The organism is Janthinobacterium sp. SUN211 (assembly GCF_030587315.1).
GTDB lineage: Bacteria > Pseudomonadota > Gammaproteobacteria > Burkholderiales > Burkholderiaceae_D > Janthinobacterium > Janthinobacterium kumbetense.
The window spans coordinates 210887-234377 of record NZ_JAPWIC010000004.1 but is presented as its reverse complement, the minus strand read 5'-3'; the positions used below and the strand labels follow the sequence as shown (position 1 = coordinate 234377).

The 23491-nt window shown below is 64.1% G+C and carries 26 protein-coding genes; 18 read left to right on the top strand and 8 right to left on the bottom strand.

Going from position 1 to position 23491, the window contains the following annotated elements; genetic code table 11:
- The first annotated feature begins 89 nt into the window (after window positions 1-89).
- From O3301_RS15910 to O3301_RS15900, 3 genes are all read left to right on the top strand, one after another.
- A complete protein-coding gene (locus O3301_RS15910; protein WP_305056844.1) occupies window positions 90-2165 on the top strand; it encodes a M13 family metallopeptidase in 2076 nt (691 codons plus the stop codon).
- A 70-nt stretch (window positions 2166-2235) separates the two neighbouring features.
- Complete coding sequence (locus O3301_RS15905; RefSeq protein WP_305056843.1) at window positions 2236-2871, top strand: bifunctional 2-polyprenyl-6-hydroxyphenol methylase/3-demethylubiquinol 3-O-methyltransferase UbiG; 636 nt, start codon at window positions 2236-2238, stop codon at window positions 2869-2871.
- Window positions 2872-3045: 174 nt separating this feature from the next.
- Entirely contained in the window at window positions 3046-3231 is a 186-nt protein-coding gene (locus tag O3301_RS15900; RefSeq protein WP_077400637.1) for a CsbD family protein, read from the top strand.
- A 73-nt stretch (window positions 3232-3304) separates the two neighbouring features.
- Here the strand turns inward: O3301_RS15900 and O3301_RS15895 are convergent, their stop codons facing one another.
- The gene (locus O3301_RS15895; RefSeq protein ID WP_305056842.1) at window positions 3305-5515 is read right to left on the bottom strand and encodes a S9 family peptidase; all 2211 of its coding nucleotides are present in this window, start codon (window positions 5513-5515) and stop codon (window positions 3305-3307) included.
- A 214-nt stretch (window positions 5516-5729) separates the two neighbouring features.
- Window positions 5730-7124 (bottom strand): MATE family efflux transporter, encoded by a 1395-nt coding sequence (locus tag O3301_RS15890; RefSeq protein WP_305056841.1) that lies wholly within the window; start codon window positions 7122-7124, stop codon window positions 5730-5732.
- A gap of 189 nt (window positions 7125-7313) precedes the next feature.
- Between O3301_RS15890 and O3301_RS15885 the strand changes: the two genes are divergently transcribed.
- The 6 genes from O3301_RS15885 (at window position 7314) to O3301_RS15860 (ending at window position 12317) form a co-directional block, all read left to right on the top strand.
- The gene (locus O3301_RS15885; RefSeq protein ID WP_099665187.1) at window positions 7314-7979 is read left to right on the top strand and encodes a beta/gamma crystallin family protein; all 666 of its coding nucleotides are present in this window, start codon (window positions 7314-7316) and stop codon (window positions 7977-7979) included.
- Window positions 7980-8158: 179 nt separating this feature from the next.
- Window positions 8159-9019: a beta/gamma crystallin-related protein gene (locus O3301_RS15880; protein WP_305056840.1), complete on the top strand. Its 861-nt coding sequence runs from the start codon at window positions 8159-8161 to the stop codon at window positions 9017-9019.
- A 102-nt stretch (window positions 9020-9121) separates the two neighbouring features.
- Window positions 9122-10102: a beta/gamma crystallin-related protein gene (locus O3301_RS15875; RefSeq protein ID WP_305056839.1), complete on the top strand. Its 981-nt coding sequence runs from the start codon at window positions 9122-9124 to the stop codon at window positions 10100-10102.
- Between the two features lie 159 nt (window positions 10103-10261).
- A complete protein-coding gene (locus O3301_RS15870; RefSeq protein ID WP_289906239.1) occupies window positions 10262-10945 on the top strand; it encodes a beta/gamma crystallin-related protein in 684 nt (227 codons plus the stop codon).
- A 130-nt stretch (window positions 10946-11075) separates the two neighbouring features.
- Window positions 11076-12002 carry a DnaJ C-terminal domain-containing protein gene (locus O3301_RS15865; protein ID WP_305056838.1) on the top strand — a complete coding sequence of 309 codons (927 nt, stop codon included), beginning with the start codon at window positions 11076-11078 and terminating at the stop codon, window positions 12000-12002.
- A 3-nt stretch (window positions 12003-12005) separates the two neighbouring features.
- Window positions 12006-12317, top strand: coding sequence for a MerR family transcriptional regulator (locus O3301_RS15860; RefSeq protein ID WP_099665182.1), 312 nt, complete (start codon window positions 12006-12008; stop codon window positions 12315-12317).
- A 3-nt stretch (window positions 12318-12320) separates the two neighbouring features.
- Here the strand turns inward: O3301_RS15860 and O3301_RS15855 are convergent, their stop codons facing one another.
- Both O3301_RS15855 and O3301_RS15850 read right to left on the bottom strand, forming a co-directional pair.
- Entirely contained in the window at window positions 12321-12548 is a 228-nt protein-coding gene (locus O3301_RS15855) for a hypothetical protein (RefSeq protein ID WP_099665181.1), read from the bottom strand.
- A 58-nt stretch (window positions 12549-12606) separates the two neighbouring features.
- Complete coding sequence (locus O3301_RS15850) at window positions 12607-13521, bottom strand: LysR family transcriptional regulator (protein ID WP_305056837.1); 915 nt, start codon at window positions 13519-13521, stop codon at window positions 12607-12609.
- A gap of 134 nt (window positions 13522-13655) precedes the next feature.
- On the opposite strand from O3301_RS15850, the gene O3301_RS15845 reads away from it, so the two are divergent.
- A complete protein-coding gene (locus O3301_RS15845; RefSeq protein WP_305056836.1) occupies window positions 13656-14261 on the top strand; it encodes an FMN-dependent NADH-azoreductase in 606 nt (201 codons plus the stop codon).
- A 153-nt stretch (window positions 14262-14414) separates the two neighbouring features.
- On the top strand, window positions 14415-14921 hold the full coding sequence (locus O3301_RS15840; RefSeq protein ID WP_289906236.1) for a nuclear transport factor 2 family protein: 507 nt from the start codon (window positions 14415-14417) through the stop codon (window positions 14919-14921).
- Window positions 14922-14939: 18 nt separating this feature from the next.
- On the opposite strand, the gene O3301_RS15835 is transcribed toward O3301_RS15840, so the two are convergent.
- On the bottom strand, window positions 14940-15239 hold the full coding sequence (locus tag O3301_RS15835; protein WP_099665177.1) for a hypothetical protein: 300 nt from the start codon (window positions 15237-15239) through the stop codon (window positions 14940-14942).
- Window positions 15240-15378: 139 nt separating this feature from the next.
- On the opposite strand from O3301_RS15835, the gene O3301_RS15830 reads away from it, so the two are divergent.
- The 3 genes from O3301_RS15830 (at window position 15379) to pncB (ending at window position 17888) form a co-directional block, all read left to right on the top strand.
- Window positions 15379-15633 carry a hypothetical protein gene (locus O3301_RS15830; RefSeq protein WP_099665176.1) on the top strand — a complete coding sequence of 85 codons (255 nt, stop codon included), beginning with the start codon at window positions 15379-15381 and terminating at the stop codon, window positions 15631-15633.
- A 123-nt stretch (window positions 15634-15756) separates the two neighbouring features.
- Window positions 15757-16620 carry a cysteine hydrolase gene (locus tag O3301_RS15825; RefSeq protein ID WP_305056835.1) on the top strand — a complete coding sequence of 288 codons (864 nt, stop codon included), beginning with the start codon at window positions 15757-15759 and terminating at the stop codon, window positions 16618-16620.
- Between the two features lie 77 nt (window positions 16621-16697).
- A complete protein-coding gene (pncB, locus tag O3301_RS15820; RefSeq protein WP_099665174.1) occupies window positions 16698-17888 on the top strand; it encodes a nicotinate phosphoribosyltransferase in 1191 nt (396 codons plus the stop codon).
- 42 nt (window positions 17889-17930) lie between these two features.
- On the opposite strand, the gene O3301_RS15815 is transcribed toward pncB, so the two are convergent.
- Together O3301_RS15815 and O3301_RS15810 are read right to left on the bottom strand one after the other, a co-directional pair.
- On the bottom strand, window positions 17931-18230 hold the full coding sequence (locus O3301_RS15815) for an antibiotic biosynthesis monooxygenase (RefSeq protein ID WP_099665173.1): 300 nt from the start codon (window positions 18228-18230) through the stop codon (window positions 17931-17933).
- Window positions 18231-18298: 68 nt separating this feature from the next.
- Window positions 18299-18637 (bottom strand): hypothetical protein, encoded by a 339-nt coding sequence (locus O3301_RS15810; RefSeq protein WP_305056834.1) that lies wholly within the window; start codon window positions 18635-18637, stop codon window positions 18299-18301.
- Between the two features lie 195 nt (window positions 18638-18832).
- Between O3301_RS15810 and O3301_RS15805 the strand changes: the two genes are divergently transcribed.
- The 4 genes from O3301_RS15805 (at window position 18833) to O3301_RS15790 (ending at window position 22243) form a co-directional block, all read left to right on the top strand.
- The gene (locus O3301_RS15805; protein WP_230522406.1) at window positions 18833-19414 is read left to right on the top strand and encodes a DJ-1/PfpI family protein; all 582 of its coding nucleotides are present in this window, start codon (window positions 18833-18835) and stop codon (window positions 19412-19414) included.
- 64 nt (window positions 19415-19478) lie between these two features.
- On the top strand, window positions 19479-20711 hold the full coding sequence (locus O3301_RS15800; protein ID WP_099665170.1) for a GAF domain-containing protein: 1233 nt from the start codon (window positions 19479-19481) through the stop codon (window positions 20709-20711).
- 3 nt (window positions 20712-20714) lie between these two features.
- Window positions 20715-21392, top strand: a complete 678-nt coding sequence (locus O3301_RS15795) for a response regulator (RefSeq protein WP_170846465.1) — start codon at window positions 20715-20717, stop codon at window positions 21390-21392.
- A gap of 155 nt (window positions 21393-21547) precedes the next feature.
- Window positions 21548-22243: a Crp/Fnr family transcriptional regulator gene (locus O3301_RS15790; protein ID WP_034781930.1), complete on the top strand. Its 696-nt coding sequence runs from the start codon at window positions 21548-21550 to the stop codon at window positions 22241-22243.
- On the opposite strand, the gene O3301_RS15785 is transcribed toward O3301_RS15790, so the two are convergent.
- On the bottom strand, window positions 22240-23430 hold the full coding sequence (locus O3301_RS15785; RefSeq protein ID WP_305056833.1) for an MFS transporter: 1191 nt from the start codon (window positions 23428-23430) through the stop codon (window positions 22240-22242). The genes O3301_RS15790 and O3301_RS15785 overlap by 4 nt on opposite strands.
- Between the last annotated feature and the right edge of the window lie 61 nt (window positions 23431-23491).

The following is a 23491-nucleotide window of genomic DNA, read 5'->3' as shown; positions in this document are numbered from 1 at the left end:
GATTTTTTGTCCGCATGCAAAAAAGTTCCGGGATGCTTTTTGCATGGGAAACAGGCTATGATTTTGACTATTCCATCGAAAGGATCGCCATGCACGGTTTGCGTTTTTCCTGGTCCCGGACGCCAGTCCAGGCCGCCATCGTCCTCGCCCTGGCCGGCGTTTCGCTGACCGGCTTGCCCGCCCGGGCGCACGGCCAGCCGGCCGCCGCCGCCGCCGATGTCGCCGGCGCCGCCGTCCCCGCTGCCTTGCCCGGCGACGACTTCTATGACTACGTGAATGGCGACTGGCTGCGCGGCACGGAGATTCCCGCCGACCGCAGCAGCTGGGGTTCGTTCGCCATCCTCGCCAATGCGACCAACGAGCGCATCATCGCCCTCGTCGAAGGCCTGGCGGCGGCGCCGCAGGCCGATGCCTCCGCGCGCCAGGTCAGCGATTTTTACCGTTCCTGGATGGACGAATCGGCTATCGAAGCGAAAGGCTGGGCCCCGATCAAGCCCTTGTTGAGCAAGATCAATGGCATACGCGACCAGGCAGGGCTGGCCCGCGCGCTGGGCGAGAGCTTGCGCGCCGATGTCGACCCGCTCAATTCCACCAATTTTTATACAGAAAACCTGTTCGGCCTGTGGGTGGCGCAAGACTTGAACGACACCACGCGCAATGTCGCCTACCTGCTGCAGGGCGGACTGGGCTTGCCCGACCGCGCCTTTTACCAGGACGACAGCGCCCGCATGCAGGGCTTGCGCGCCGGCTACCAGGCGCATATCGCCGCCATGCTCAAGCAGGCCGGCTACGGCGATGCGCCGGCCCGCGCCGCGCGCGTGTTTGCGCTGGAACAGAAAATTGCCGCCAGCCACGCCAGCCGCGAGGATTCGGCCGATGTCGCCAAGGGCAACAACGCGTGGCGCGCCGCCGACTTCGCCAGCAAGGCGCCGGGCCTGGACTGGCAAGCCTTCTTCCAGGCGGCGGGCCTGGGCAAGCAGACGGATTTCATCGTCTGGCATCCGTCGGCCATGACGGGCAGCGCCGCGCTGGTGGCGAGCGTGCCGCTGGCCACGTGGAAGGATTTCCTGGCCTTCCACGTCATCAACCATTTCAGCACCACCTTGCCGAAGGCGGCCGCCGACCAGCGCTTCGCCTTCTATGGCAGCGCCCTGAGCGGCACGCCGCAGCAATCGCCGCGCAGCAAGCGCGCGCTGGCCGCGACGAATGCGGCCCTCAGCGACGCCGTCGGCAAGCTGTACGTGGAACGCTATTTCCCGCCGGAATCGAAAGCCCGCGTGCAGGAGATGGTGACGAATATCGTCGCCGCCTTCTCGCGCCGCATCGACAAGCTGGACTGGATGGCGCCGGCCACCAAGGCGCAGGCGCAGGAAAAACTGCAAACCCTGTACGTGGGCGTGGGCTATCCGGAACGCTGGGACAGTTATGCTGGCTTGCGCGTGGTGCGCGGCGACGCGCTGGGCAATGTGCAGCGGGCGGAACAGTTCCACTATCGCCAGGAGCTGGCCAAGCTGGGCCAGTCGCCCGACCGCAAGGCCTGGGCCATGCCGGCGCAGCTGGTCAATGCCGTCAACCTGCCGCTGCAAAATGCGCTGAACTTCCCGGCCGCCATCCTGCAGCCGCCATTCTTCGACCCGCAGGCATCCGATGCGGCCAACTACGGCGGCATCGGCGCCACCATCGGCCACGAGATCAGCCACAGCTTCGATGATCAGGGCGCGCAGTTCGACGCCCAGGGCAAGCTGCGCGACTGGTGGACGCCGGCCGACCTGGCGCATTTCCAGACGGCATCCAAGCAATTGGTAGCGCAGTTCGCGGCCTACAAACCATTCCCCGACCTGGCCGTGAATGGCCAGCTGACCCTGAGCGAAAACCTGGCCGATCTGGCCGGCGTGGCGGCCGCGCATGATGCGTTCACCCTGTCGCAGCAGGGCAAGCCGCTGCAGGCGGGCGCCGACCGCGATTTCTTCACGGGCTATGGCGTCAGTTGGCGCAGCAAGGCGCGCGAAGCGGCGGCGCGCCAGCAAATCCTCACGGATGGCCATGCGCCGGCGCAATACCGCGCCGCCACCGTGCGCAACCTCGACGCCTGGTACCCGGCCTTCGACGTCCAGCCGGGCCAGCAGCTGTACCTGGCGCCGGAGCAGCGCGTGCGCGTCTGGTAAGAGTGCTGACGCTGCCGGCCGGGGAGCTGGTCGGCAGCGTAAAATGGCGGAACATATCGACAGGACCGCCATGCAGCCAAGCTCACCGCAAGACCCCATCCACGCCATCACGGGGCGCACCCTGGCCCATTACGACGCCAGCGCCGAGCAGTTTTTCGAAGGCACGCGCGACCACGACGTCAGCCAGAACATCGCCGCGCTGCTGGACGCCATCGGCAAGCCGGCGCCGCTGGCCATCCTCGACCTCGGTTGCGGCCCGGGCCGCGACCTGAAGGCGTTCACGGCCATGGGGCATCAGGCCACGGGCGTCGATGGCTGCCCCCGCTTCGTCGAGATGGCGCGCGCCTACAGCGGCTGCACCGTGTGGCAGCAGGATTTCGTCGACCTCGATTTGCCGGCCGCGCACTTCGACGGCGTGTTCGCGAATGCCGTGCTGTTCCACGTGCCCAGCGCCGTCTTGCCCGGCGTGCTGCGCGCCTTGCACGCTTGCCTGAAGCCCGGTGGCGTGCTGTTCAGCTCGAATCCGCGCGGGCAGAACCAGGAAGGCTGGAATGGCGCCCGCTACGGCAGCTATCACGACGAGGAGACGTGGGCCGCCTACGTGCAGGCGGCCGGTTTCAGCCTGCTCGACCAGTACTACCGTCCGCCGGGCTTGCCGCGCGAGCAGCAACCGTGGCTGGCCACCGTGTGGCGCAAGCCCGCGTGATCGCCGATATTGGCGCAAATTGAGCATGTGTTAGGAACCGTACAGAGCATTGATTCCCCGCCCCGTAGTATGGACACATCGACACGCAGCAAGCAGTTTGCAACAGCGTGTGAGCCGCAGTACCGGCCCTTTGGGGGCGGACAACAGATGTACCAACTACAGTGAGGATCCATCATGAACAAAGATCAAGTCGAAGGTAAACTGAAGGAAGTCGGCGGTAAAATCCAGGAAGCCGCTGGCAAGATCGTCGGCAGCGAAGAACAGCAAGCCAAGGGCCTGGCAAACCAGGTCGAAGGCAAAGTGCAGAAGAAAGTCGGCGACGTCAAGGACGCGGTGGAAACCGTCACGCGCAAGCCGTAATCTGGCGCACGCATAAAAAAACCGCCGCCTGTCGCGAGACAGGCGGCGGTTTTTTATTTGATGCCGATCAAACTTATTTCACTGGATTGGCCAGGTTCTGCTTGAAGAACAGCTCGATTTTCTTGTACACGTGGCGCTGGCCCGCGCGCGACGAGATGCCGTGCTTGGCGCCAGGATATGTCATCAGGTCGAATTGCACGCCGCGGTTCACCAGCGCGTCGATCAGGCGCGTGCTGTTGCTGAACAGGACGTTATCGTCGGCCATGCCGTGCACCAGCAGCAGCGGCGACTTCAGGCCGTCCAGATGGGCGAACACGGTGCTGGCCTTGTAGCCATCGACGTTTTCCTTCGGCATGCCGAGGAATTGCTCCGTGTAGTGGGTGTCGTACAGCGACCAGTCGGTCACGGGCGCCACCGAAACGCCCATGGCGATCTTGTCGGACGCTGCCGACAGCAAGCGCAGGGTCATGAAGCCGCCGTAGCTCCAGCCGAACACGCCGATGCGTTTTGCATCGACGAAGCTTTGCTTGCCCAGCCAGTCGATGCCGACCAGCTGGTCGGCCACTTCCGCCGCGCCCAGGTTGTGATAGATGGCGTCCGTGAACGCGCGCTCGCGGCGCGACGAGCCGCGGTTATCGAGGCGGAAGACGACAAAGCCCTGCTGCGCCATGTACTGGTCGAAGTTGTTGCCCCAGCGGCGAGCCACGTGCTGCGAGTGCGGGCCGCCATACGTCGACAGGTAGACGGGATAGCGCTTGCCCGCGTCGAAGTTCGACGGTTTGACGATCGAATAGTGCAAGGTCTGGCCATCGTTGGCCTTCAGGGTGCCGTATTCCGTCGGCAGGTGGTCCGCCTTGTACTTGAAGTATGGATGGCTGGCGTTCAGCGCGTTTTCTTCCAGCCAGCCCACCATGGCGCCGTCCGGACGGCGGATGCTCACTTGCGGCGGCGTGGCCGGGTCCGAATACGTGTCGACGAACACTTCGCCATTGCGCGAGAACGTCGTGTCGTGCCAGCCATCGGCCTTGGTGACGCGCTGCGGCTTGTCGGCCGTGCTGCCGTCCAGCGCCAGGGCGTAGGTCTGCTTGTCGATCACGGCGTCGCGGTTCGACGATACGTAGACCTTGCCCGTCTTCTGGTTCACGGCCAGCACGCTGTCGATGCCCCACTCGCCGGAAGTGACCGGGTGCAGCAGCTTGCCGCCCATATCGTACAGGTACAGGTGGTTGCGGCCCGTGCGCTCGGACGACCACAGGAACTGGCCGTTCGGCAGGAAGCGCAGGTCGTCATGGATGCTGACCCAGGTCTTCGACGTTTCCGTCAGCAGGGTGCGCTGCGCCAGGGTGGCCGCATCGACGGCCACCAGGTCGAGGGTCTTCTGGTCGCGCGACTGGCGCTGGTACACGAGCGACTTGCCGTCCGCGCTCCAGTCGGCGCGCACCAGGTAGATGTCCGGGTTCGTGCCCAGGTCCACCTGGCGCTGCGCGCCCGTTTCCGGCGAGACGATCAGCAGCTGCACCAGCACGTTCGGGTCGCCCGCGGCCGGGTAGCGCTGCTCGACGACGTCGGTGCGGTCGGCGAAGATTTCGAAGCGGCGCACGACGGGCACGGGCGCTTCGTCATAGCGTTTATAGGCGATGGCGGAATCGTCGGGAGCCCAGTAGTAGCCGGTGCGCTGGCCCATTTCTTCCTGCGCCACGAATTCGGCTTCGCCGTTGCGGATGGTGCCCTTGCCATCGGTGGTCAGCTGGCGTTCCTTGTTCGTCTTGAGGTCGATCACATAGATGTTTTGATCGCGCACAAACGATACGTAGCGGCCTTTCGGCGAGATTTTCGGATCGAGTACATTGCCCTTGGCGACCAGGCGCGCCTTGTCCGGGTGGGCCGCGTCGACCAGGTACAGATTGCCGGCCAGCGGCACCAGCAGCTGCTTGCCGTCCGGCGACCAGCTGTAGCTGAGAATGCCGTTCAGGCTGGCCGTGCGCTCGCGTTCGCGGCGCGCCTGCTCTTCGGGCGAAATCGTTTCATTCGGCACCAGCGCCTTCGAGTCGACCAGGCGGTGCGTGCTCTTGTCCTTCAGCTTGAATTCCCACAGGTCGAGCTGGAACTGGTTGTCCGCGCGGCCGCGCAGGAACGTGACGCGCTCGCCGTCGGGCGAGACCTTCAGGTTGCGCACGCCGGGGCCGGCCAGCGCCGGATCGGCGTGGATGCGTTCCAGGGTCAGCTTTTCAGCCGATGCGGGAACGCTGGCCATCGCGGCCAGAAAACAAAGAATAAAACGCATGGATGTCTCGGTGATTGTAAAGGGATGTCAAGAAGATGCTTGACAGCAAACGATACCAGAGCACGGCGTTTAATGCGATAGGGCCAGCCACGGAATAATCCGGAAATTGCCTTCTTTACTTTGGCGGAAAGAGTGCGGCGCTGGGGCTTTGTATGGCGAAGCAGGGAGGGCGGCATGCATAAATTGCGTGCCGCCCTTTGTTCCATGCATTGTTTCAATGCGCCGCGCGCAGGCGCTGCAGCGACAGCCGGTTCAAGTACCAGGTCAGCAGCACGGCGGCGACCGTCAAACCCGTGACGAGGCCGATCCAGAAACCGGCGGCGCCCATCGGCTCGGCCGGCGACCAGGGGAAGCCGGCTGGCGCGAGGCCCAGCACGTAGCCGATCGGCAGCGAGAAGCCCCAGAAGGCCAGCAGCTGGATCAGCATCGGCTGGCGCGTCACCTTGTAGCCGCGGATGGCGCAGGACGTGGCCACCTGCGTCGCGTCGGACAGCTGGAACAGGGCGGCGAACAGCAGCAGCTGCGCGCACAGGGCCTGCACTTGCGGGTCGGACGTGTAGGCTTGCGCGATCTGGTGGCGGAACACGGTGATGACGGTGGCCGAGACGATGGCCGCCGTCAGCGACATGGCCACGCCCACCCACGAAATGAAGCGCGCGCGGCGCAGATTGGCTTCGCCCACGGCGTGGCCCACGCGCGTGACCAGCGCGATGCCGAACGTGAGCGGCACCATGAAGACGACGGACGAGAAATTCAGGGCGATCTGGTGCGCGGACACCTGGATCACGCCGAAGCGCGCCACCAGCAGGCTGATGACGCCAAACGCGCTCACTTCGGCAAAGTAGGTCACGCCGATGGGCAGGCCCAGGCGCAGCATGGGGCCGATGGACGACAGCTGCGGCCCTTCCCAGTGCGTGAACGGGTACGTGGCGCGGTAGGCGGGCGCGATCTTGATCCAGGCCAGCATGGCCAGCAACATCATCCACACGCAGCAGGTGGTGGCCACGGCGCAGCCCACGCCGCCCATCTTCGGCATGCCCCAGTGGCCGTAGATCAGCAGGTAGTTGACGAGGATATTGAGGCCCAGCGCGGCCAGCGCGATGACCATCACGGGCTTGGTCTGGTTGATGCTGGTGCTGTAGCCGTACAGCGCGCGGTAGGCGGCGAACGGCGGCAGCGCGCAGCTGATGATGTGCACGAACAGCTTGGCCTTGGCCGCGACATGGGGTTCGAGCATCAGGTGGTCGAATACCAGCGCCGCCATGTTCGTCAGCAGGCAAGCCACGAGGCCCACGAGCAGCGCCTTCCACAGCGACTGGCGCACGATGTGCGGCACCCGGTCGTGGCGCGCGGCGCCGATTTCATGCGCCACCAGCGTATTGATCGCCATCATGATGCCGCTCACGGTGACGAGTACGATGGACCAGATGGCCGCGCCCAGGGAGACGGCGGCCAGTTCCTCGGGATTCGTATGGCCCGTCATCGCCACGTCGGCCGCGCCCATGCCGACGGTGGCCAGCTGGCCGATCAGGATGGGCCACGCCAGCTTCCACAGCGAAGAAATTTCAGTACGGACGGCGGGCAGGGTGAACGAGGTAGTGTGCGGCATGGTCGGCAAGCTTGACTAAACACAAGATTCTACCGGCATTCACCGTGCTTGTCCGCCGTGGCATCCCTGGCGCCCGGGCACGGTAATCATTTGTTACAGCTAAGTGGGCCAGTCGCGGATAGACTGCGCGCTCTATTTGGCAAAATGACCAAATAGTCAACCGCAGTACCCTGACTATGGAGTAAGACCATGTTGAAGAAAGCTTTGAACTGCGCCCTGCTGCTGGGCGCCGCCATGACGGCCGAACTGGCCGGCGCCGGCGAACTGACGCTGTATTCGCGCGACGATTATCACGGCCGCTCGCACACCGTGCGCGACGCCGTCGCCGACCTGGAAGAGGTCCGTTTCAACGACACGACGCAAAGCATCCGCGTGCGCTCGGGCCGCTGGGAAGCGTGCGAGGAAGCCGATTTCCGCGGCGCCTGCTTCCTGCTCGAGGCGGGCGAGTATCCATCGCTGGACGGCCATGCCAACAAGATCACCTCGCTGCGCGAAGTGCGCGGCGGCTGGGATGGTTATCCGGGCCGCGACCGCGACCGGGGGCGCGACTGGGACGGCCGCCGTGACCGCGACCGCGAGCGCGGCCATTTGCCGGGGCGCTCGCTGGGCGGCGAACTGACCTTCTATACGCGCGATGATTTCGCCGGCCGCAGCTTGACCGTGCGCAATGCCTCGGCCGATTTGCGCGAGCGTGATTTCAACGACACGGTGCAAAGCGTGCGCGTGCGTTCCGGCTATTGGGAAGTGTGCGAGGACGTGGATTTCCGCGGCCGCTGCCGCACCCTGGAACCCGGTGAATACGCGAGCCTGGAGCGCCTGAGCAACCGCATCTCGTCGGTGCGCGAAGTGCGCTGACGCGGGGCAGCGCGTCAGCGAAATGGCAATAACCGGCTCCCGCAGGGCCGGTTATTGCTTTTGGTAACAATTTGTTGTCCTTTTCTCATACTTTGTTACACCGTTTTTTCTACGGATGGCTACACTGACATCAGTTGTCATGTCGATCACTTGCCTTTGCCGCCACCGGAGACCGCCCCATGAATCGCCCGTTCGCTTTTGCCCTGCTGTGCGCCAGTTCGCTGTTTGTCCACCTCGCGGCGCAGGCCGGCGAGATCCGCCTGTACACCGACGATAATTTCAAGGGCAGGGTGGTGGTCTTGCGCGATACGACCGATGACCTGTCGCGCGTCAATTTCAATGACGCCGCGTCGAGCATCCAGGTCGAGTCGGGCAGCTGGGAAGTGTGCACGAATTCCGATTTCAAGGGCGATTGCAAGACGCTGGAGCGCGGCGACTACCGCTCGATGCCGGGCATGAACGACAAGATTTCATCCGTGCGCGAAGTCGGCGGCAGCGGCAGCGGCGGCCGCCGCGCGGCGCTGGAACTGTATGCGGACGGCGGCCAGCGCGGCGCGTCTGCCGGCATCAACGCGGACCGCGACGACCTGGTCGACATCCGCTTCAACGACCGCGCCAGCAGCGCGCGCATCGAATATGGCTACTGGCAGCTGTGCAGCGATTCCAACTACCGCGGCAGCTGCCGCGTGTTCGGGCCTGGCAGCCACGATGACTTGGGTAGCCTGAGCGGGCGCGTGTCGTCGGCGCGCCTTGTCGATCCGCGCGAAGAGAACCGTCCGCAGAATAACGAGGGACTGGTGGTGCTGTACGGCCGCGCGTTCCTGAATGGACCCGGGCTGCAGGTGAACCGCGACGTCAGCGACCTGGTGCGCCTGAACTTCAACGACCAGGCCGCCTCCATGACCATCCACGAAGGCACCTGGGAAGTGTGCACGGACTCGCAGTTCGGCGGCACCTGCGAGCGCATGGGACCGGGCAAGTATGAAACCCTGGGCGCGACGCTGGAAAAGCGCATTTCCTCGCTGCGCCGCCTGTATTGAATGCGCGACCGGGCCTTCGCCGAGGCCTTGTATTTGTTACACTAACACCCTGGCGTTTTGGCCAGGCGAATCATCACCAAAGAATGAAGAATGGAGTTAATCATGACGGGCCCTTTCAAACACGCGCTGGCATGCGCGGCGACCTTGCTGCTCTCGCTGGGGGCGCATGCAACCGCCCATGCGGGCGATATCACCTTGTTCGAGGATGATAATTTCCGGGGCCGCGCCGTGAACCTGCGCGAGACGACGGACGATTTGTCGCGCTTTGGCTTCAACGACAAGACATCGAGCATCCTGGTGCGTTCAGGGACCTGGGACGTGTGTACCGATGCCGGCTTCCGCGGCAATTGCAAGACCCTGGGGCCGGGCGAGTACCGCTCGATGCCGGGCATGAACGACGCCATCAGTTCGGTGCGCGAATCGGGGCGCGGCGACGGCTACAATCCGGGACGCCCCGGGCGCGATCCGGACCGCGGCCATGGCGGCTATGGCCGTGGCGGCACCCTGGAAGTGTATTCGGGCGCGGGGCAGAATGGCGGCTCGGCGCGCCTGAACCGCGATACGGACGATTTCGTCAGTATCGGCTTCAACGACCGCACCACGAGCATCGTCATCTACAACGGCTATTGGCAGCTGTGCAGCGATTCGAACTACAACGGCGTGTGCCGCATCTTCGGCCCCGGCCGCCACGACGACCTGGGGCGCGGCCTCGATGGGCGCGTGTCGTCGGCGCGCATGGTGGACGAGCGCGAAGCGCGCCGCCAGCAGCAGTATGAACAGCAGTACCAGCGGCCGCAATACGAGCAGCAGTATCCGCAACAGCAGTACCAGCAGCGCGGCGCCGTCCTGCTGTTCCCCGAAGCGGGCATGCGCGGCGAACCGCTGGCGCTGGACCGCAATGCGGAAGACCTGGTGCGCTACAACTTCAACGACCGCGCCTCGTCCATCGTCGTCAATGAGGGCCAGTGGGAAGTGTGCAGCGATTCGAACTTCCGCGGCCGCTGCGAAGTGATCGGGCCGGGAGAATACGGCCGCCTGAACAGCATGGAAAACCAGATTTCCTCGCTGCGCCGCGTGCGCTGATCGCGTCTTGACGCGGTACTGACAGGCCGCCTGCCGGGTTGATCCCGCCAGGCGGTTTTTACATTCCCTGCCGTGTGCTGACATTTGCTTGCCCTTTGTTACACTCGCCGCCTGCCGCCTGGACTACACTGGCGAAAATGTCTCAGTATTGGAGTTGTCATGGTTCGATCTTTCCGGCCCGCGCTGCTGTGCGCCGCCACCTTCCTCGCCCCCCTTGCCGCATCGGCGGGCGAAATCACCCTGTTCGAGGATGCCGGTTTCCGCGGCCGCCCGGTCACCCTGCGTTCCGATACGGGCGACCTGTCGCGCATGGGCTTTAACGACAAGACCTCCAGCATCATCGTGCGCTCGGGCACCTGGGAAGTGTGCAAGGACGCCAATTACCGGGGCAACTGCCGCACTCTGGGGCCGGGCCGCTACGACACCATGCCGGGCATGAACGACGCCGTTTCCTCCGTGCGCGAAGTGGGCCGGCCGGGCCATGGCGGCGGCGATCACCGTCCCTACCCGCCGCGGCCGAACCGCCCGTATCCGGAGCCGGAACGCCCATACCCTGGCCACGGCCATGGCGGCGGCCACCGTCCCGACATGAATGGCGCCGTGCTGATGTTCCCCGATGCGGGCATGCGCGGCCGGCCCGTGCGCCTGGACCGCGAAGTGCGCGACTTGAGCCGCTATGGCTTCAACGACCGCGCCGAATCGATCGTCGTCAATTACGGCCGCTGGGAATTCTGCGTCGACGCCAACTTCCGCGGCCGCTGCGTGGTGATGGGGCCTGGCAGCTACGGCCGCCTGCACCATGGCCTGGATCGCCGCATTTCCTCGCTGCGCCGCGTGCGCTAGACCTTTTCCGCTGCCCTTGCACCGCCCGCGCGACCCGTGTCCCGCGGGCGGTTTGGTTTGTGCGTCCGCTGTCCTTCGGCCAATTCGTGTACTCTTCCCATAGGCACTTCAACCATGGGGAGCAGGCACGGTGGAATACAAGGATTATTACAAGGAACTTGGCGTCGAAAAGACGGCGACCGAGGCCGAGATCAAGAAGGCGTACCGCAAGCTGGTACGCAAATACCATCCCGACGTGAGCAAGGAGCCGGACGCCGACAAGCGCACCAAGGCCCTCAACGAAGCCTACGGCGTGCTGGGTGACGCGGAAAAGCGCGCCGCCTACGATGAACTGGGGCGCAGCGCGCAGGGTCATCCCAAGGGAGAACCTTTCCGACCGCCGCCGGACTGGGGTGCGGGCTACGAATCGTCGGGCGCCGACGACAGCGACTTCTTTGCCGACCTGTTCGCCCACGTGGGCGGGCGGCGCCGCGCCAACAGCACGTTCCAGATGCAGGGCGAGGACAGCCACGCCGCCATCACCATCGATTTGCAGGACAGCTACCAGGGCGCCAAGCGCCATATCGTCATGCGCGTGCCCGAGGCGGATGCGCAAGGCCACGTGGTGACGCGCGAACGCACGCTGGAGGTGACGATACCGAAAGGCGTCACGGAAGGCCAGCAGCTGCGCATGAAGGGGCAGGGCAATCCGGGCAGCGGCGGCGCGCCCGCCGGCGACCTGTACCTGGAAATCCGCTTCCGGCCCGATGCGCGCTACAAGGTGGAAGGGCGCGACGTCTTCGAGACGGTGCCCGTCACGCCGTGGGAAGCGGCGCTGGGCGGCGAGATCGACGTGCCCACGCCATCGGGCACGGTGTCCGTCAGCGTGCCGCCCAATTCGCAGACGGGGCGCAAGCTGCGCCTGAAGGGACGCGGCATCCCCGCCGCCCAGCCGGGCGACCTGTATCTGCTGCTGGAAGTGGTGCTGCCGGCGGCGAACGATGACAAGGCGCGCGAACTGTATGCAACCATGGCGCGCGAGATGGCTTTCAATCCGCGCCAGAAGCTGGGAGGGTAAATCATGACAAACAAGGTAATTGGCGAATTGCTCGAAGACCGTGCCCTGAGCCTGGAAGAACTGGCGCGCGCCTGCGCCGTGGAGCCGGACTGGGTGGTGCAGCACGTGCAGACGGGCGTGCTGCTGCAAAATGGGCCGCCGGCGGGGCAACTCACGGCCTGGCGCTTCACCAGCCTGGACCTGGTGCGCGCGCGCCGCCTGCACGAAATCGAATCCGTGTTCGACGCGAACGCCGAACTGGCCGCGCTGGTGGTCGACTTGTCGGAAGAAGTGGCGCGCCTGCGGCGCCGCCTGCACGTGCTGGGCGTCGATTAGGCCTTATGCCGGCTCGCCGTGCCGCTGCACGGTGAGCCGGGCAATATAGAACTGCCCGTCGACGACCACCCGGTGCGGGATGCCGGCCACGTCGAAGCCGGGGCCGCCGTCTTCCATCCATTCCTGCGCCAGCGAATCGAATTGCTGCGGCGTCATGCGCAGCATCTGCGCCGTGATGACGAAGCGCGCGCCAGGTTTTTGTTTGTTGACGAAGTCGTCGATGCCGGCCATGTGGTTCCTTCTGATGCTGATCAATGTATGCGTGCATGATACCCGCCCGCGCGCGCTTCTAGAAGACTTGGGCCAGCAACGGCAACTGCTCCGCAAACCGCTCCGTCAGCCACTTGCCCGCCTGGCCCGGCGGCGTGTCGGCGCGCTGGATCAGGTAAATCGGGTAATTCTCGCCATTGTCGACGGCCAGCGGCAGGTGCACCAGGCGGCCTTCCGCCAGGTCGTCGCGCACCATCGCTTCGGGCATGTTGCCCCAGCCCAGGCCCGCGCGCAGCAGCGCGTGCTTGGAACCGAGGTCGCCCAGGCGCCAGTTGCGCAATCCCAGCACGCCGAAATCCTGGCCTTCCGTCAGCACGCTGCGGTCGCTGAGTACCAGCTGCACGTGTTCTCGCGCCACGTTGGAGGGGATCGGGCCGGCCAGCTGCGCCAGCGCGTGGCTGGGCGCGGCCACGGGAATCAGGCGCACGTGGCCCACGGCCAGGCGCTCGAAGACGCTGGCCGTGGCCGTCATCCAGCCACCGAGGCCGATGTGGCAGCTGCCATCCATCACCAGTTGCGCCACGGCGCCCATCGCCTCGATGCGCAGGCGCAGGGCGACGGTGGGGAACTGCGCCTGGAACGCTTCGAGCACGCGCACCAGCACGCAGGTGGGAAACATCACGTCGACCACCACCGACACTTCCGCCTCCAGCCCGCCGGCCAAGGCCTTGGCACGCGCGCGCATGCCGTCGACCTTCAGGGCCACGGCGCGCGCGTCGGCCAGCAGGGCCTTGCCCGCGTCCGTCAGGGTGGGCTTGCGCTTGCCGCGGTCGAGCAGCACCACGTTCAGTTGTTCTTCCAGGTTGGCGATGGTGTAGCTGATCACCGACTGCGTGCGGTGCAACTGGCGCGCCGCGTGGGCGAAACCGCCCGCGTCGATGACGGCGACAAACACGCGCAACTGGTCGAGCGAAGGCTGGCCCGGTTCTCTCATGCTGACTCCATATCTAGAAATTCGATGCTAATCATTTATATTTACACGGTTTTCTCGATGGTAGACCCGAACTATGCTGTGTGCAAGGGCTGCGATGCGGCCATTCCCGTCACCCGTTTTCACAGGAGCACTTCATGAGCAAGGTCTTATACATTAATAGCAGTGTGCGCAACAGCGGTTCCCTTTCTCGTCAATTGTCCGGCGAATTCGTCGCAAAACTGGCCGCGCAAGGGGCCAGCGTCGTCGAACGCGACTTGGCGGCGCAGCCCGTGCCGCATCTGACGGAAGAGGTGATGGGCGCCTTCTTCACGCCGGCCGACCAGCGCGGCGCGCAGGCGGCAGCGGCCGTGCAATTGTCCGATACCCTGGTCGACGAATTGCTGGCGGCCGACGTGCTGGTGCTGGCCGCGCCCATGTACAATTTTTCCGTGCCCTCGACCCTGAAGGCGTGGATCGACCACGTGGCGCGCGCGGGCCGCACGTTCCAGTACACGGCGACAGGCCCCGTTGGCCTGGCCACGGGCAAGAAAGCGGTCATTTTCACGGCCAGCGGCGGCGTCTACAGCGAAGGCCCCGGCGCCGCGTATGACTACCTGAGCACTTATCTGCGCACGGCGCTGGGCTTCATCGGCATCACCGAGATCGAGTTCGTGCAGGCCGAAGGCGTGGCCATGGGCGAGGAAGCTGTCAGCAGCGCGATCGCCAAGGGCCGCGCCTCGATCGAGGCCCTGGCTGCCTGAATCAGGCTCGCCTCTAGTTCCAAAGGGGGATTGCCAATCTGCCATGGTTGACATAAGCTTGCCGGCGGCACGCCCCGTGCCGGCCCGGCGAGCGGTTCGCCATGAAAGTCCCTCATGCACAAGTTGGCAAGCGCAATATTGTTCGGATGTTCTTTGTTTTCAGCAGGCATTGCGCTGGCGCAAACTGCGCCCGTGGCGCCGCCCCACGTGGGGCGCCACGCTTCCACGCCCGAAGATATCCGCGCCATCGAAAAAGTCGTCGCCGACTTCCAGGCGGCCCTGATCGCCAAGGATGTCAAGCTGCTGTCGTCGCTGCTGCTGCATACGAACATCCTGTTCGCCTCGCCTGCCGACGACGATTTCATCAAGAAAATGCGCGACACGACGGACGTCCACTTCGACGGCGTCGGGGCGGCCGGCTATGTCGGTTTCGCCAACTTCATCAAGCGCGAACCCCAGCGCACGGAAGAAAAATTCTACAACGTCAAGATCACCCAGGACCGCCATGTCGCGTGGGTCAACTTCGACTACGAATTCCTCGTCGGCAATAAATTGTCCAACTATGGCGTGGAAGCGTGGCAAATGGTCAAGCGCGATGGCGAATGGAAAATCCTCAGCGTCGTGTGGTCCATGCATTCCGCGGCCGAGGCCGGAAAGTAGGGGGCCGGCGACGCCGTGTCAGTCGCGCGGCAGCTCGCGAATTTCCACCGTCCCCCCTGCGTTCAGTACGGGGTTTCCGATTAACAATTTTTTTGCATCGTCTATACTTTCAGCTTGTACACGTATATAACCTGACAAGTGTGGCGTCACCGGTTTGGCCTGGCCGGACCGGTGCACGCAGATACCGGGACCGATGGAACTGCCGCCGCAGAAGCGGCCGCTGGCCCTGAGCATGGCGAAGTAATCTTCCCAGGCCGGCGTGGCGACGTCCACCGGTGTTTCCGTGTCGTCGTGCATGAAGATGAGGTAGTCATTCATCCATTTTCTCCTGTGCCGCGTTATAAAAACAAAGCCGCATCGGGTATCCCGAGCAGGCGTGAACGCATGGTTTTACCTTTTTACCGCGTCAGTCCGTAGAGACAAGCTGTCCGGCCATGTCATTTTTGGAGCGAACATCGTGCCGATAAAGTATGTTGATTTTTATGAGGTGAATTACACGGCGGAACCCTTGCGGGGCTGCAAGCTATGGGGCGCCTACGTCGCCATCTATGCCCCGTCGCGCAACCCCATGCACCGGGTCAACCTGGTGAAAAAGCGCCGGGTGTCGGCCGACCACCAGTTTACAACGGAAGCGGACGCCGTGGCGGAAGCGGGCGAGGTGGCCGTCAAGCTGGTCGAGCGGCGCCAGCGCCGCTATGTCTTCCACCCCTGAAGCGTCGCGTGGCTTGTTTCGGCGCAAGTTATTGCGAATGAGCACAGTCCGGGCGTAGCCGGTGCAGGCGCGCCGGCGCAGTTGCCCGTATCATGCGAAATATTGCCACGCCAGAGGACCGCCATGAAACGCCAGTTGCACCTGCTCGTCATCGATCCGCAAAACGATTTTTGCGACTTGCCTGCCGCCTGGCTGCCGCCAGACGCCGCACCGGCGCTGGCCGTGCCCGGCGCCCACCAGGATATGCTGCGCGTGGCGCAACTGATCCGCGAAGGGGGCGGCGGCTTGACGCAGATCAGTATCACGCTCGACGCGCACCACCGTTACGACATCGCCCACCCCGCCTTCTGGCGCACGGGCGATGGCGGCGCCGTGCCGCCATTTACGCAGATCAGCGCGCAGCAGGTGCGCGACCGCCTGTTCCTGCCCGCCGCCAGCGGTGCCTTGCCGCGCGCGCTGGCTTATCTGGATGCCTTGCAGCAAGCGGGGCGCTATCAATTGATGGTGTGGCCCGTGCATTGCGAGATCGGCAGCTGGGGGCAGAATGTCCACGCGGCCGTGCGCGCCGCCTACAACGCGTGGGAAGTGGAGCGGCTGCAAGTGGTGGCCAAGCTGAGCAAGGGTTCGAATCCATGGACCGAGCATTACTCGGCCGTCATGGCGGAAGTGCCCGATCCGCAGGATGCGGCCACCCAGCTCAACCGCGCCTTCCTCGATACCTTGCTGCCGGCGCAGCAGATTTATGTCACCGGCGAAGCGGGCAGCCATTGCGTGAAAGCCAGCACGGAGCACATCGCCGACTACCTGCAAGCGCAGCAGGGACCGCAGGCGCTGGCGCGCCTGGTCTTGCTGACGGACTGCATGAGCCCCGTCACGGGCTTTGAAGCACAGCAGCGCGACTTCCTGGCCGCCATGCAAGCGCGCGGCGCGCGGCTGGCCACCTCCGCCGACGTCTTGCCCGAACTGCAGGCGAACGCGATTGCCTGAGCCATTGTCGATTGTGTCCTGCTGAAATGCTTGCAGTGGCGTACTATTCTGGCTTCAGGAAGTTGGAGAAAACACACATGACCCCGATAGTGCGCAGTTTGCTGGAAACCGATCTGTATAAATTTACAATGTGGCAAGCATTGCTGCACGGTCATCCGAATACCCATACCGAATACGAATTTGTCTGCCGCAACGCCACGGCCTTTCCCCTGGCCGAACTGAAGGGTGAGTTGGAAGAGCAGCTCGACCATTTATGCTCGATGTCGTTTGCCGACGACGAGCTGGCCTATTTGCGCACCCTGCGCTTCATGAAGAGCGATTTCGTCGACTTTTTGACGGTGTTCCGCTTCCAGCGCAAGTTCATCGAAGTGAGCACGGATGGCGACACCTTGCTCGTGCACGCGGCCGGGCCGCAAGTGCACGTGATGGGCTTCGAGATTTTCGTGTTGTACATCATCAACGAACTGTATTTCCGCCGTTTCGACCTGGACGCGGCCATGCGCGAAGGGCGCCACCGCCTGGGCTTGAAAGTGGCGGCCGTGAAGGAATTCGGCAAGCTGCCAAGGCGCAAGCATCCATTCGAATTTTCCGATTTCGGCGTGCGCCGGCGCTTTTCCGGCGCCTGGCATGACGAGGTGGTGCAGCGCCTGGCGCGCGAGGTGCCCGAGTATTTCAAGGGCACGTCGAATGTATACCTGGCGAAAAAGCTCGGCATCGTGCCGATCGGTACCATGGCGCATGAATACATGCAATCGTTCCAGTCGTTTGGCGTGCGCCTGCGCGACTTTCAAAAGGCGGCACTGGAAGACTGGGTGCAGGAATACCGGGGCGACCTGGGTATCGCCCTGACGGACGTGGTGGGAATGGACGCCTTCCTGGCCGACTTCGACCTGTATTTCGCCAAGCTGTTCGACGGCTTGCGCCACGATTCGGGCGACCCCGTCGAGTGGGGCGAGAAGGCGCTGGCCCACTACGCGGCCCTGCGCATCGACGCCAATACCAAGCGCCTCGTGTTTTCCGACGGCCTGGACCTGGACAAGGCGTTTGCCCTGTACCAGCACTTCGCCGACCGCATCATGACGGGTTTCGGCATCGGCACCAATCTCACCAACGATGTCGGTTTGACGCCGCTCAACATCGTCATGAAACTGGTGCGCTGCAATGGCCAGTCCGTGGCGAAACTGTCGGATTCGCCGGGCAAGACCCTGTGCAAGGATGAAACTTTCCTTGCCTACTTGCGGCAAGTGTTTCACCATCCTGCCGTTTAAGGCGCCGGCCCGGACATTTACAGCCCGTGCCGCCTGCCGATATTAAAACCCGGTCACCACCGTGTTCATGTGCTCGACCTGGGGCGGGGCGGCGAAGAATTCGCCCACCAGGCCGCGCCAGGCCTGGAAGTCCTCGCTGCCACGGAAATGCACGGTGTGGTCTTCCAGCGTCGTCCAGCCCACGACGAGGCGGTAGGCGTCGCCGTTTTCGATCGAGCGCTCCAGGCGCATCGACTCGCAGCCGCGCGCGCGCTGGAACAGGGGGATGGCTTTCGTCACGGCCGCTTCGAAGGCAGCGTGCGTGGCCGATTTGATCTGGATGTGGGCAATTTCAAAAATCATGGCAAGTTCCACTGAGGAATGAAGGAAGCTTGATCTTGCCATAATTTGACCGCGCGGGGGAGAGCGCCTCAGCCAGCGAGCGTAGCGACGCCTGCGCGCCAGCCGCCCGCGTGGCTGGCCGTGCGCTGGTCGATATCGCAGCCGTGATGCGCCTGCACGATGGCGTGCGCCCGTTCCCGTTCCTGCGCATTGCCGATGGCCACGACGAGGCGGAACATGCCGCGCCACGCGGCCTTGCCCTGTATGGGGACGGTGGGGACGGCCTCGTCGTCGACCGTGTCGAGCTGCACGGCGTGCGCGGGGAAACCATCGTCGAGCAGGGCGCTGCGGGCCTGCTGCGCATCGGCAAAATGGTCGAAGATGCGGATCAGGGCAGGCGCAGCAAGGGGGCTGGTGGCGGTGTGCATGGCCAGGCTTTCGAGTGGGGGCGTCCGAGTTTGACCTGCCAGCCTGTAAAAAATTCTGCCTCAGCCTGTAAAATCCTCGATCAAGGCGCAAAAGTTTGATAAATATCCAGTATGGTTGCCAAGTCGCGCTAAGATACGCCTTGCGGTGTGTCCTGCAGGCAAGGATATGGGATCAATCTTTCATAGGAGAACTAAATGGCAGCGAAGAAAATTCTGTTTTTGACCGGCGATTTTGCAGAAGATTATGAGACGATGGTGCCGTTCCAGGCCCTGCTGATGCTCGGCCATACCGTGCATGCCGTGTGCCCCGGCAAGAAGAGCGGCGAGACGATCAAGACGGCCATCCACGATTTCGAGGGCGACCAGACCTACACGGAAAAGCCGGGCCATTTGTTCACCCTGAACGCCAGCTTCGACGACATCGACCCGGCCCACTATGACGCCGTGATGATCGCCGGCGGCCGCGCTCCCGAATACCTGCGCCTGAACGAGAAAGTCATCGCCGCCGTGCGCCATTTCGCCGAAGCGGGCAAGCCTGTCGCGGCCGTCTGCCACGGTGCGCAGTTGCTGGCCGCCGCCGACGTCATCCGCGGCAAGCGCATTTCCGCCTATCCCGCCTGCGCGCCGGAAGTGAAGCTGGCGGGCGGCACGTATGCCGACATCGCCGTCACGGACGCCGTCACGGATGGCCAGTTCGTCACGGCGCCCGCGTGGCCCGCGCATCCGGCCTGGCTGGCGCAGTTCGTCAAGCTGCTCGGTACCGAGATCCGTTTGTAACCTTTACCAGCCCGGCAGGCCGCAGCGCTTGCCGGGCGCACTACTTTTCAGATTCGAGTTCTTCATGCATGCGCCGCGCAGTCAATCTTCCCGCAAACAACTTCCAGCGTCGCGCTGGCGCCAGCGCCGCCTGGCGCAAGCCGAGTCGGGCCTGAGCGCCGCGCAGGAACGCCAGCTGGCCACCCTGCATGAGATTTCCACCTTGCTGGCGGGACAGCACGCCATCGATGCGCTGTGCCGCGGCTTCCTGCGCCACGTGATGCAATTCGCGCAGGCGGAAGGGGGCACCGTGCGCATCCTCGATCCGCAGCACGATACCGTGCACATCATCGTGCACGAGGGCATTTCCGACGCCATGGTGGAAGAGGAACACTGCATCCGCAACAACGATTGCCTGTGCGGCGCGGCCGTGGCGCAGGGCGTGATCCAGATCCGCGATTTCCGCCAGGTCGATGCCTTGCAGCGTTACCGTTGCCAGGATGAAGGATTTATCGCCATCGCCGTCTTCCCCATCCTCGCGCGCGACCAGGTGGTGGGCAGTTTTTCGCTGCACTTTGCGCGCCCGCAAGCCGTGCATGCGCAGCAGCAGGGCTGGCTGGAAACGCTGGGCCAGAGCCTGGGCATCGCCATCGAAAACCAGCGCCTGATCGCGCGCGAAAAGGAATTCGCCGTGGCGCGCGAACGCAGCCTGCTGGCCGAAGGCTTGCACGACAGCATCGCGCAAAGCCTCAACTTCATCAGCCTGCAAGTGCAGATGCTCGACGATTCCGTGCGCCGGGGCCAGCTCGACGAAGCGGCCGAAGTGTTGCCGCTGATGCGCATGGGCGTCGAGCAAAGCTACCAGGACGTGCGCGAATTGCTGGTCAATTTCCGCACGCGCTGGCATGGCAGCGACCTGGAAAGCAAGCTGTCGGAAGTGCTGGCCAAGTTCGAGCTGCAGACGGGCGTCGTCGGCACCCTGGACATGAGCGGCAATGGCGCGCCGCTGGCGCCCGAGCAACAGCTGCAGATCCTGTTCATCGTGCAGGAAGCGTTGTCGAATATCCGCAAGCACGCGCAGGCGAGCAACGTGGCGCTGCGCGTGGTCAACGGGCGCGATTTCGCGCTGCAGGTGCGCGACGATGGCGAAGGCTTCGCCGCCAACCTGCGCGACAAGAAAACGGAATTGCAGATCGGCTTGCGTATCATGCAGGAAAGAGCCGAGCGGCTCGGTGCGCAATTTGCCATCGACAGCACGCCCGGCGGCGGCACGACGATCTCGCTGGCCTTGCCGGCAGCCCGGCGCCAGGCCGCGTAACAGATGACTTATCCCTATCAGGCCACAAACATAGTGAACGCACCAATCAAAATCCTGCTGGTCGACGACCACACCTTGCTGCGCAGCGGCGTCAAGCTGCTGCTGCAGCGCAATCCTCAATTCCAGGTGGTGGGCGAGGCATCGAACGGGCTGGACGGCGTGCGCCTGACGGCCGAACTGCGGCCCGACGTGGTGCTGATGGACTTGAACATGCCCGGCGTGTCCGGCGTCGAGGCGCTGCAGCTGATCTTGCAGGACTTGCCGCAGATGGTCGTGCTGATGCTGACCGTGTCGGAAAATGCGGCCGACCTGGGCGCGGCCCTGCGCGCGGGCGCGCGCGGCTACCTGCTGAAAAATATCGAAGCCGAGCAGCTGGGCCAGGCCATTTGCCGCGCCGCCGCCGGCGAGTCCGTGATTGCCGACGCCATGACGGCCAAGCTGGTGTCGCAGTTCCGCGCGGGGCAGAACGCGCCCCAGGCCGACTATGACAAGCTGACGCCGCGCGAACGCGAAGCCATGGCTTGCCTGGCGCAAGGATTGAGCAACAAGGAAATCGCGCGCCAGCTCGATGTGGCCGAAAGCACGGTGAAAATCCACGTGCAAAACATCCTCAAAAAGCTTAAGCTCAGCAGCCGCGTGCAGATCGCCGTGTATGCCGTCGAGCGTGAGTTGAGCAAATAAAGATCAAACAAAGTGCAAATAGTGCGCAAGGAATGCGCGATTGTTTGATCTGCATGGCGTTCCGGCCTAGACAACCCTAGTTCCTTTGACGTATGGCCTTGACCGTGCCTGCACATTACACTCTTAGTCATTCGCTAATCTAATAAGAGAGTGTCATGCATAAGGTCAACGTCGATGGCTTGCTATCGAGCCAGGCTCTGTTTCGCCATATTTCCCCTTCGCAATTAGAGCAATTGCGCCAGGATGTCGTGCGCGTCGAAGTGGAAAAAGGCAAAGTGCTGTTCCGCAAGGGCGAAGTGGCGGAAGGCGCCTATGTGGTGGTCTTCGGCCTCGTCAAGCTGAGCGTGTTTTCCATGGAAGGTACCGACAAGGTACTGGAACTGATCCGCCCGGGCCAGAGTTTCGGCGAAGCCATGATTTTCCTCGATGAACCGTATCCGTTCTGCGCCGAAGCGCTTGAGCACTGCCTGCTGCTGCGCATTCCGCCGCATGCGCTGCTGCGCCTGCTGGACCAGTCGCCCCGTATCGCGCGCCAGATGATGAACAGCCTGTCGCATCACCTGATGGGTTTTATCCGCAACGTGGAGCGCTGCTCCGTGCAGAACGCCACCCAGCGCGTGGTCGAGTACCTGCTGCAAGCTTCGGACCAGCAGCGTTCGAACGAGGTCAAGCTGGACTTGAAGAAAAGTCTGTTGGCATCGTTCCTGAACCTGGCGCCCGCCACCCTGTCGCGCGTGCTGCACCAGTTGACGGACTTGCATTTGATTAAAGTCAGCGGTTCGCTGATCCAGATCCAGCCGGACGCCTTGAAAACCTACCGCCATGGTTCTACCGCGGCCATGCTGAACTAAGCTTTTTCAGCAGGCAAGGTCAGCCGCCAGAACAGCAGGGCGAGCAAGCTGACCGCCGCGCCCAGCGCGCATACCCCATGCCAGCCCGCCAGCGCATACACGCTGGTGGCGGCAATCGCACCGAGTCCGCTTCCCACCGCATAAAACAGCATGTAGCACGCCACCAGGCGGCTGTGCGCGTCGCTGTCCTGCTTGAAAATCAGACTCTGGTTCGTCACGTGGATGGCTTGGCCCGCCAGATCCAGCGCAATGATGCCGACGAGCAAGGGCCACAGGGCCGCGCCCGCAAAGCCGAGCGGCAGCCACGCGGCCAGCAGCAGCAACAGAGCTGCGCCCGTCGTCCACTGCGCGCGGCCATTATCGGCCAGCGTCCCGGCGCGCGCCGCGCCCAGCGCCCCCGCCACGCCCACCAGGCCAAACGCGCCGATGGCCGCATGGCTGTAGCCTTGCGCCGTCAGGGGCAGCACCAGGGCGCTCCAGAAAATATTGAACACGGCAAACATCAGCAGGGCCAGCGTGCCCCGCACGCGCAAGACCTTGTTGTGCATCAACATCTCCGCCATCGAGGCAAGCAGGGCGCCGTAGGCCAGCCGTTCGCTGGCAGGCTGCGCCGGCGGCAGCTTGCGCCACAGCAGCAACAGCAGGGCGCAGGCGATGGCTGCCGACACAAAGTACACGGCGCGCCAGTCGGCCACATCGGCCACCACGCCGGACAGGGTGCGCGCCAGCAGCAAGCCGATCACCACGCCGCCCTGCGCCGTGCCGACCACGCGGCCCCGCTCGTGGCTGGCCGCCGCGCTGGCCGCATAGGCGATCAAGCCCTGCGTCATGGCCGTCCCCAGCAAGCCGACCAGGAGCATGCCGCCCAGCAAGGCGGCCGTGGAGCGGGCGCAGCCCAGCGCCGCCAGGGAGATGGCCAGCAAGCCCAGCTGGAACAGGGTCAGCCGGCGCCGGTTCAGCATGTCGCCCAGGGGCACCAGCAGCAGCAGGGCCAGCGCGCAGCCGAGCTGCGTGGCCGTGATGACCATGCCGCTGGCCGCTTCCGTCATGCCGAATTCCTGCGCCAGGGTGGCGAGCAAGGGCTGGGCGTAATACACATTGGCCACGCTGAGGCCGGCCGCCGTGGCAAACAGCCAGACGAGGGCGGGGGGAAGTGTGGTGGTGAGGGGAGTCGTCGTATCGCGCATGGGTCTGTATGTAAGTAGTTTCAAATTAAAACCAGTTGGAGTCTACGCCGGGAAGTTTTAA

Coding starts and splice junctions, on each gene's coding strand:
- O3301_RS15910 (WP_305056844.1), top strand. CDS start 90: ATGCACGGTTTGCGTTTTTCCTGGTCCCGGACGCCAGTCCAGGCCGCC.
- O3301_RS15905 (WP_305056843.1), top strand. CDS start 2,236: ATGCAGCCAAGCTCACCGCAAGACCCCATCCACGCCATCACGGGGCGC.
- O3301_RS15900 (WP_077400637.1), top strand. CDS start 3,046: ATGAACAAAGATCAAGTCGAAGGTAAACTGAAGGAAGTCGGCGGTAAA.
- O3301_RS15895 (WP_305056842.1), bottom strand. CDS start 5,515: ATGCGTTTTATTCTTTGTTTTCTGGCCGCGATGGCCAGCGTTCCCGCA.
- O3301_RS15890 (WP_305056841.1), bottom strand. CDS start 7,124: ATGCCGCACACTACCTCGTTCACCCTGCCCGCCGTCCGTACTGAAATT.
- O3301_RS15885 (WP_099665187.1), top strand. CDS start 7,314: ATGTTGAAGAAAGCTTTGAACTGCGCCCTGCTGCTGGGCGCCGCCATG.
- O3301_RS15880 (WP_305056840.1), top strand. CDS start 8,159: ATGAATCGCCCGTTCGCTTTTGCCCTGCTGTGCGCCAGTTCGCTGTTT.
- O3301_RS15875 (WP_305056839.1), top strand. CDS start 9,122: ATGACGGGCCCTTTCAAACACGCGCTGGCATGCGCGGCGACCTTGCTG.
- O3301_RS15870 (WP_289906239.1), top strand. CDS start 10,262: ATGGTTCGATCTTTCCGGCCCGCGCTGCTGTGCGCCGCCACCTTCCTC.
- O3301_RS15860 (WP_099665182.1), top strand. CDS start 12,006: ATGACAAACAAGGTAATTGGCGAATTGCTCGAAGACCGTGCCCTGAGC.
- O3301_RS15855 (WP_099665181.1), bottom strand. CDS start 12,548: ATGGCCGGCATCGACGACTTCGTCAACAAACAAAAACCTGGCGCGCGC.
- O3301_RS15850 (WP_305056837.1), bottom strand. CDS start 13,521: ATGAGAGAACCGGGCCAGCCTTCGCTCGACCAGTTGCGCGTGTTTGTC.
- O3301_RS15845 (WP_305056836.1), top strand. CDS start 13,656: ATGAGCAAGGTCTTATACATTAATAGCAGTGTGCGCAACAGCGGTTCC.
- O3301_RS15835 (WP_099665177.1), bottom strand. CDS start 15,239: ATGAATGACTACCTCATCTTCATGCACGACGACACGGAAACACCGGTG.
- O3301_RS15825 (WP_305056835.1), top strand. CDS start 15,757: ATGAAACGCCAGTTGCACCTGCTCGTCATCGATCCGCAAAACGATTTT.
- pncB (WP_099665174.1), top strand. CDS start 16,698: ATGACCCCGATAGTGCGCAGTTTGCTGGAAACCGATCTGTATAAATTT.
- O3301_RS15815 (WP_099665173.1), bottom strand. CDS start 18,230: ATGATTTTTGAAATTGCCCACATCCAGATCAAATCGGCCACGCACGCT.
- O3301_RS15810 (WP_305056834.1), bottom strand. CDS start 18,637: ATGCACACCGCCACCAGCCCCCTTGCTGCGCCTGCCCTGATCCGCATC.
- O3301_RS15805 (WP_230522406.1), top strand. CDS start 18,833: ATGGCAGCGAAGAAAATTCTGTTTTTGACCGGCGATTTTGCAGAAGAT.
- O3301_RS15800 (WP_099665170.1), top strand. CDS start 19,479: ATGCATGCGCCGCGCAGTCAATCTTCCCGCAAACAACTTCCAGCGTCG.
- O3301_RS15795 (WP_170846465.1), top strand. CDS start 20,715: ATGACTTATCCCTATCAGGCCACAAACATAGTGAACGCACCAATCAAA.
- O3301_RS15790 (WP_034781930.1), top strand. CDS start 21,548: ATGCATAAGGTCAACGTCGATGGCTTGCTATCGAGCCAGGCTCTGTTT.
- O3301_RS15785 (WP_305056833.1), bottom strand. CDS start 23,430: ATGCGCGATACGACGACTCCCCTCACCACCACACTTCCCCCCGCCCTC.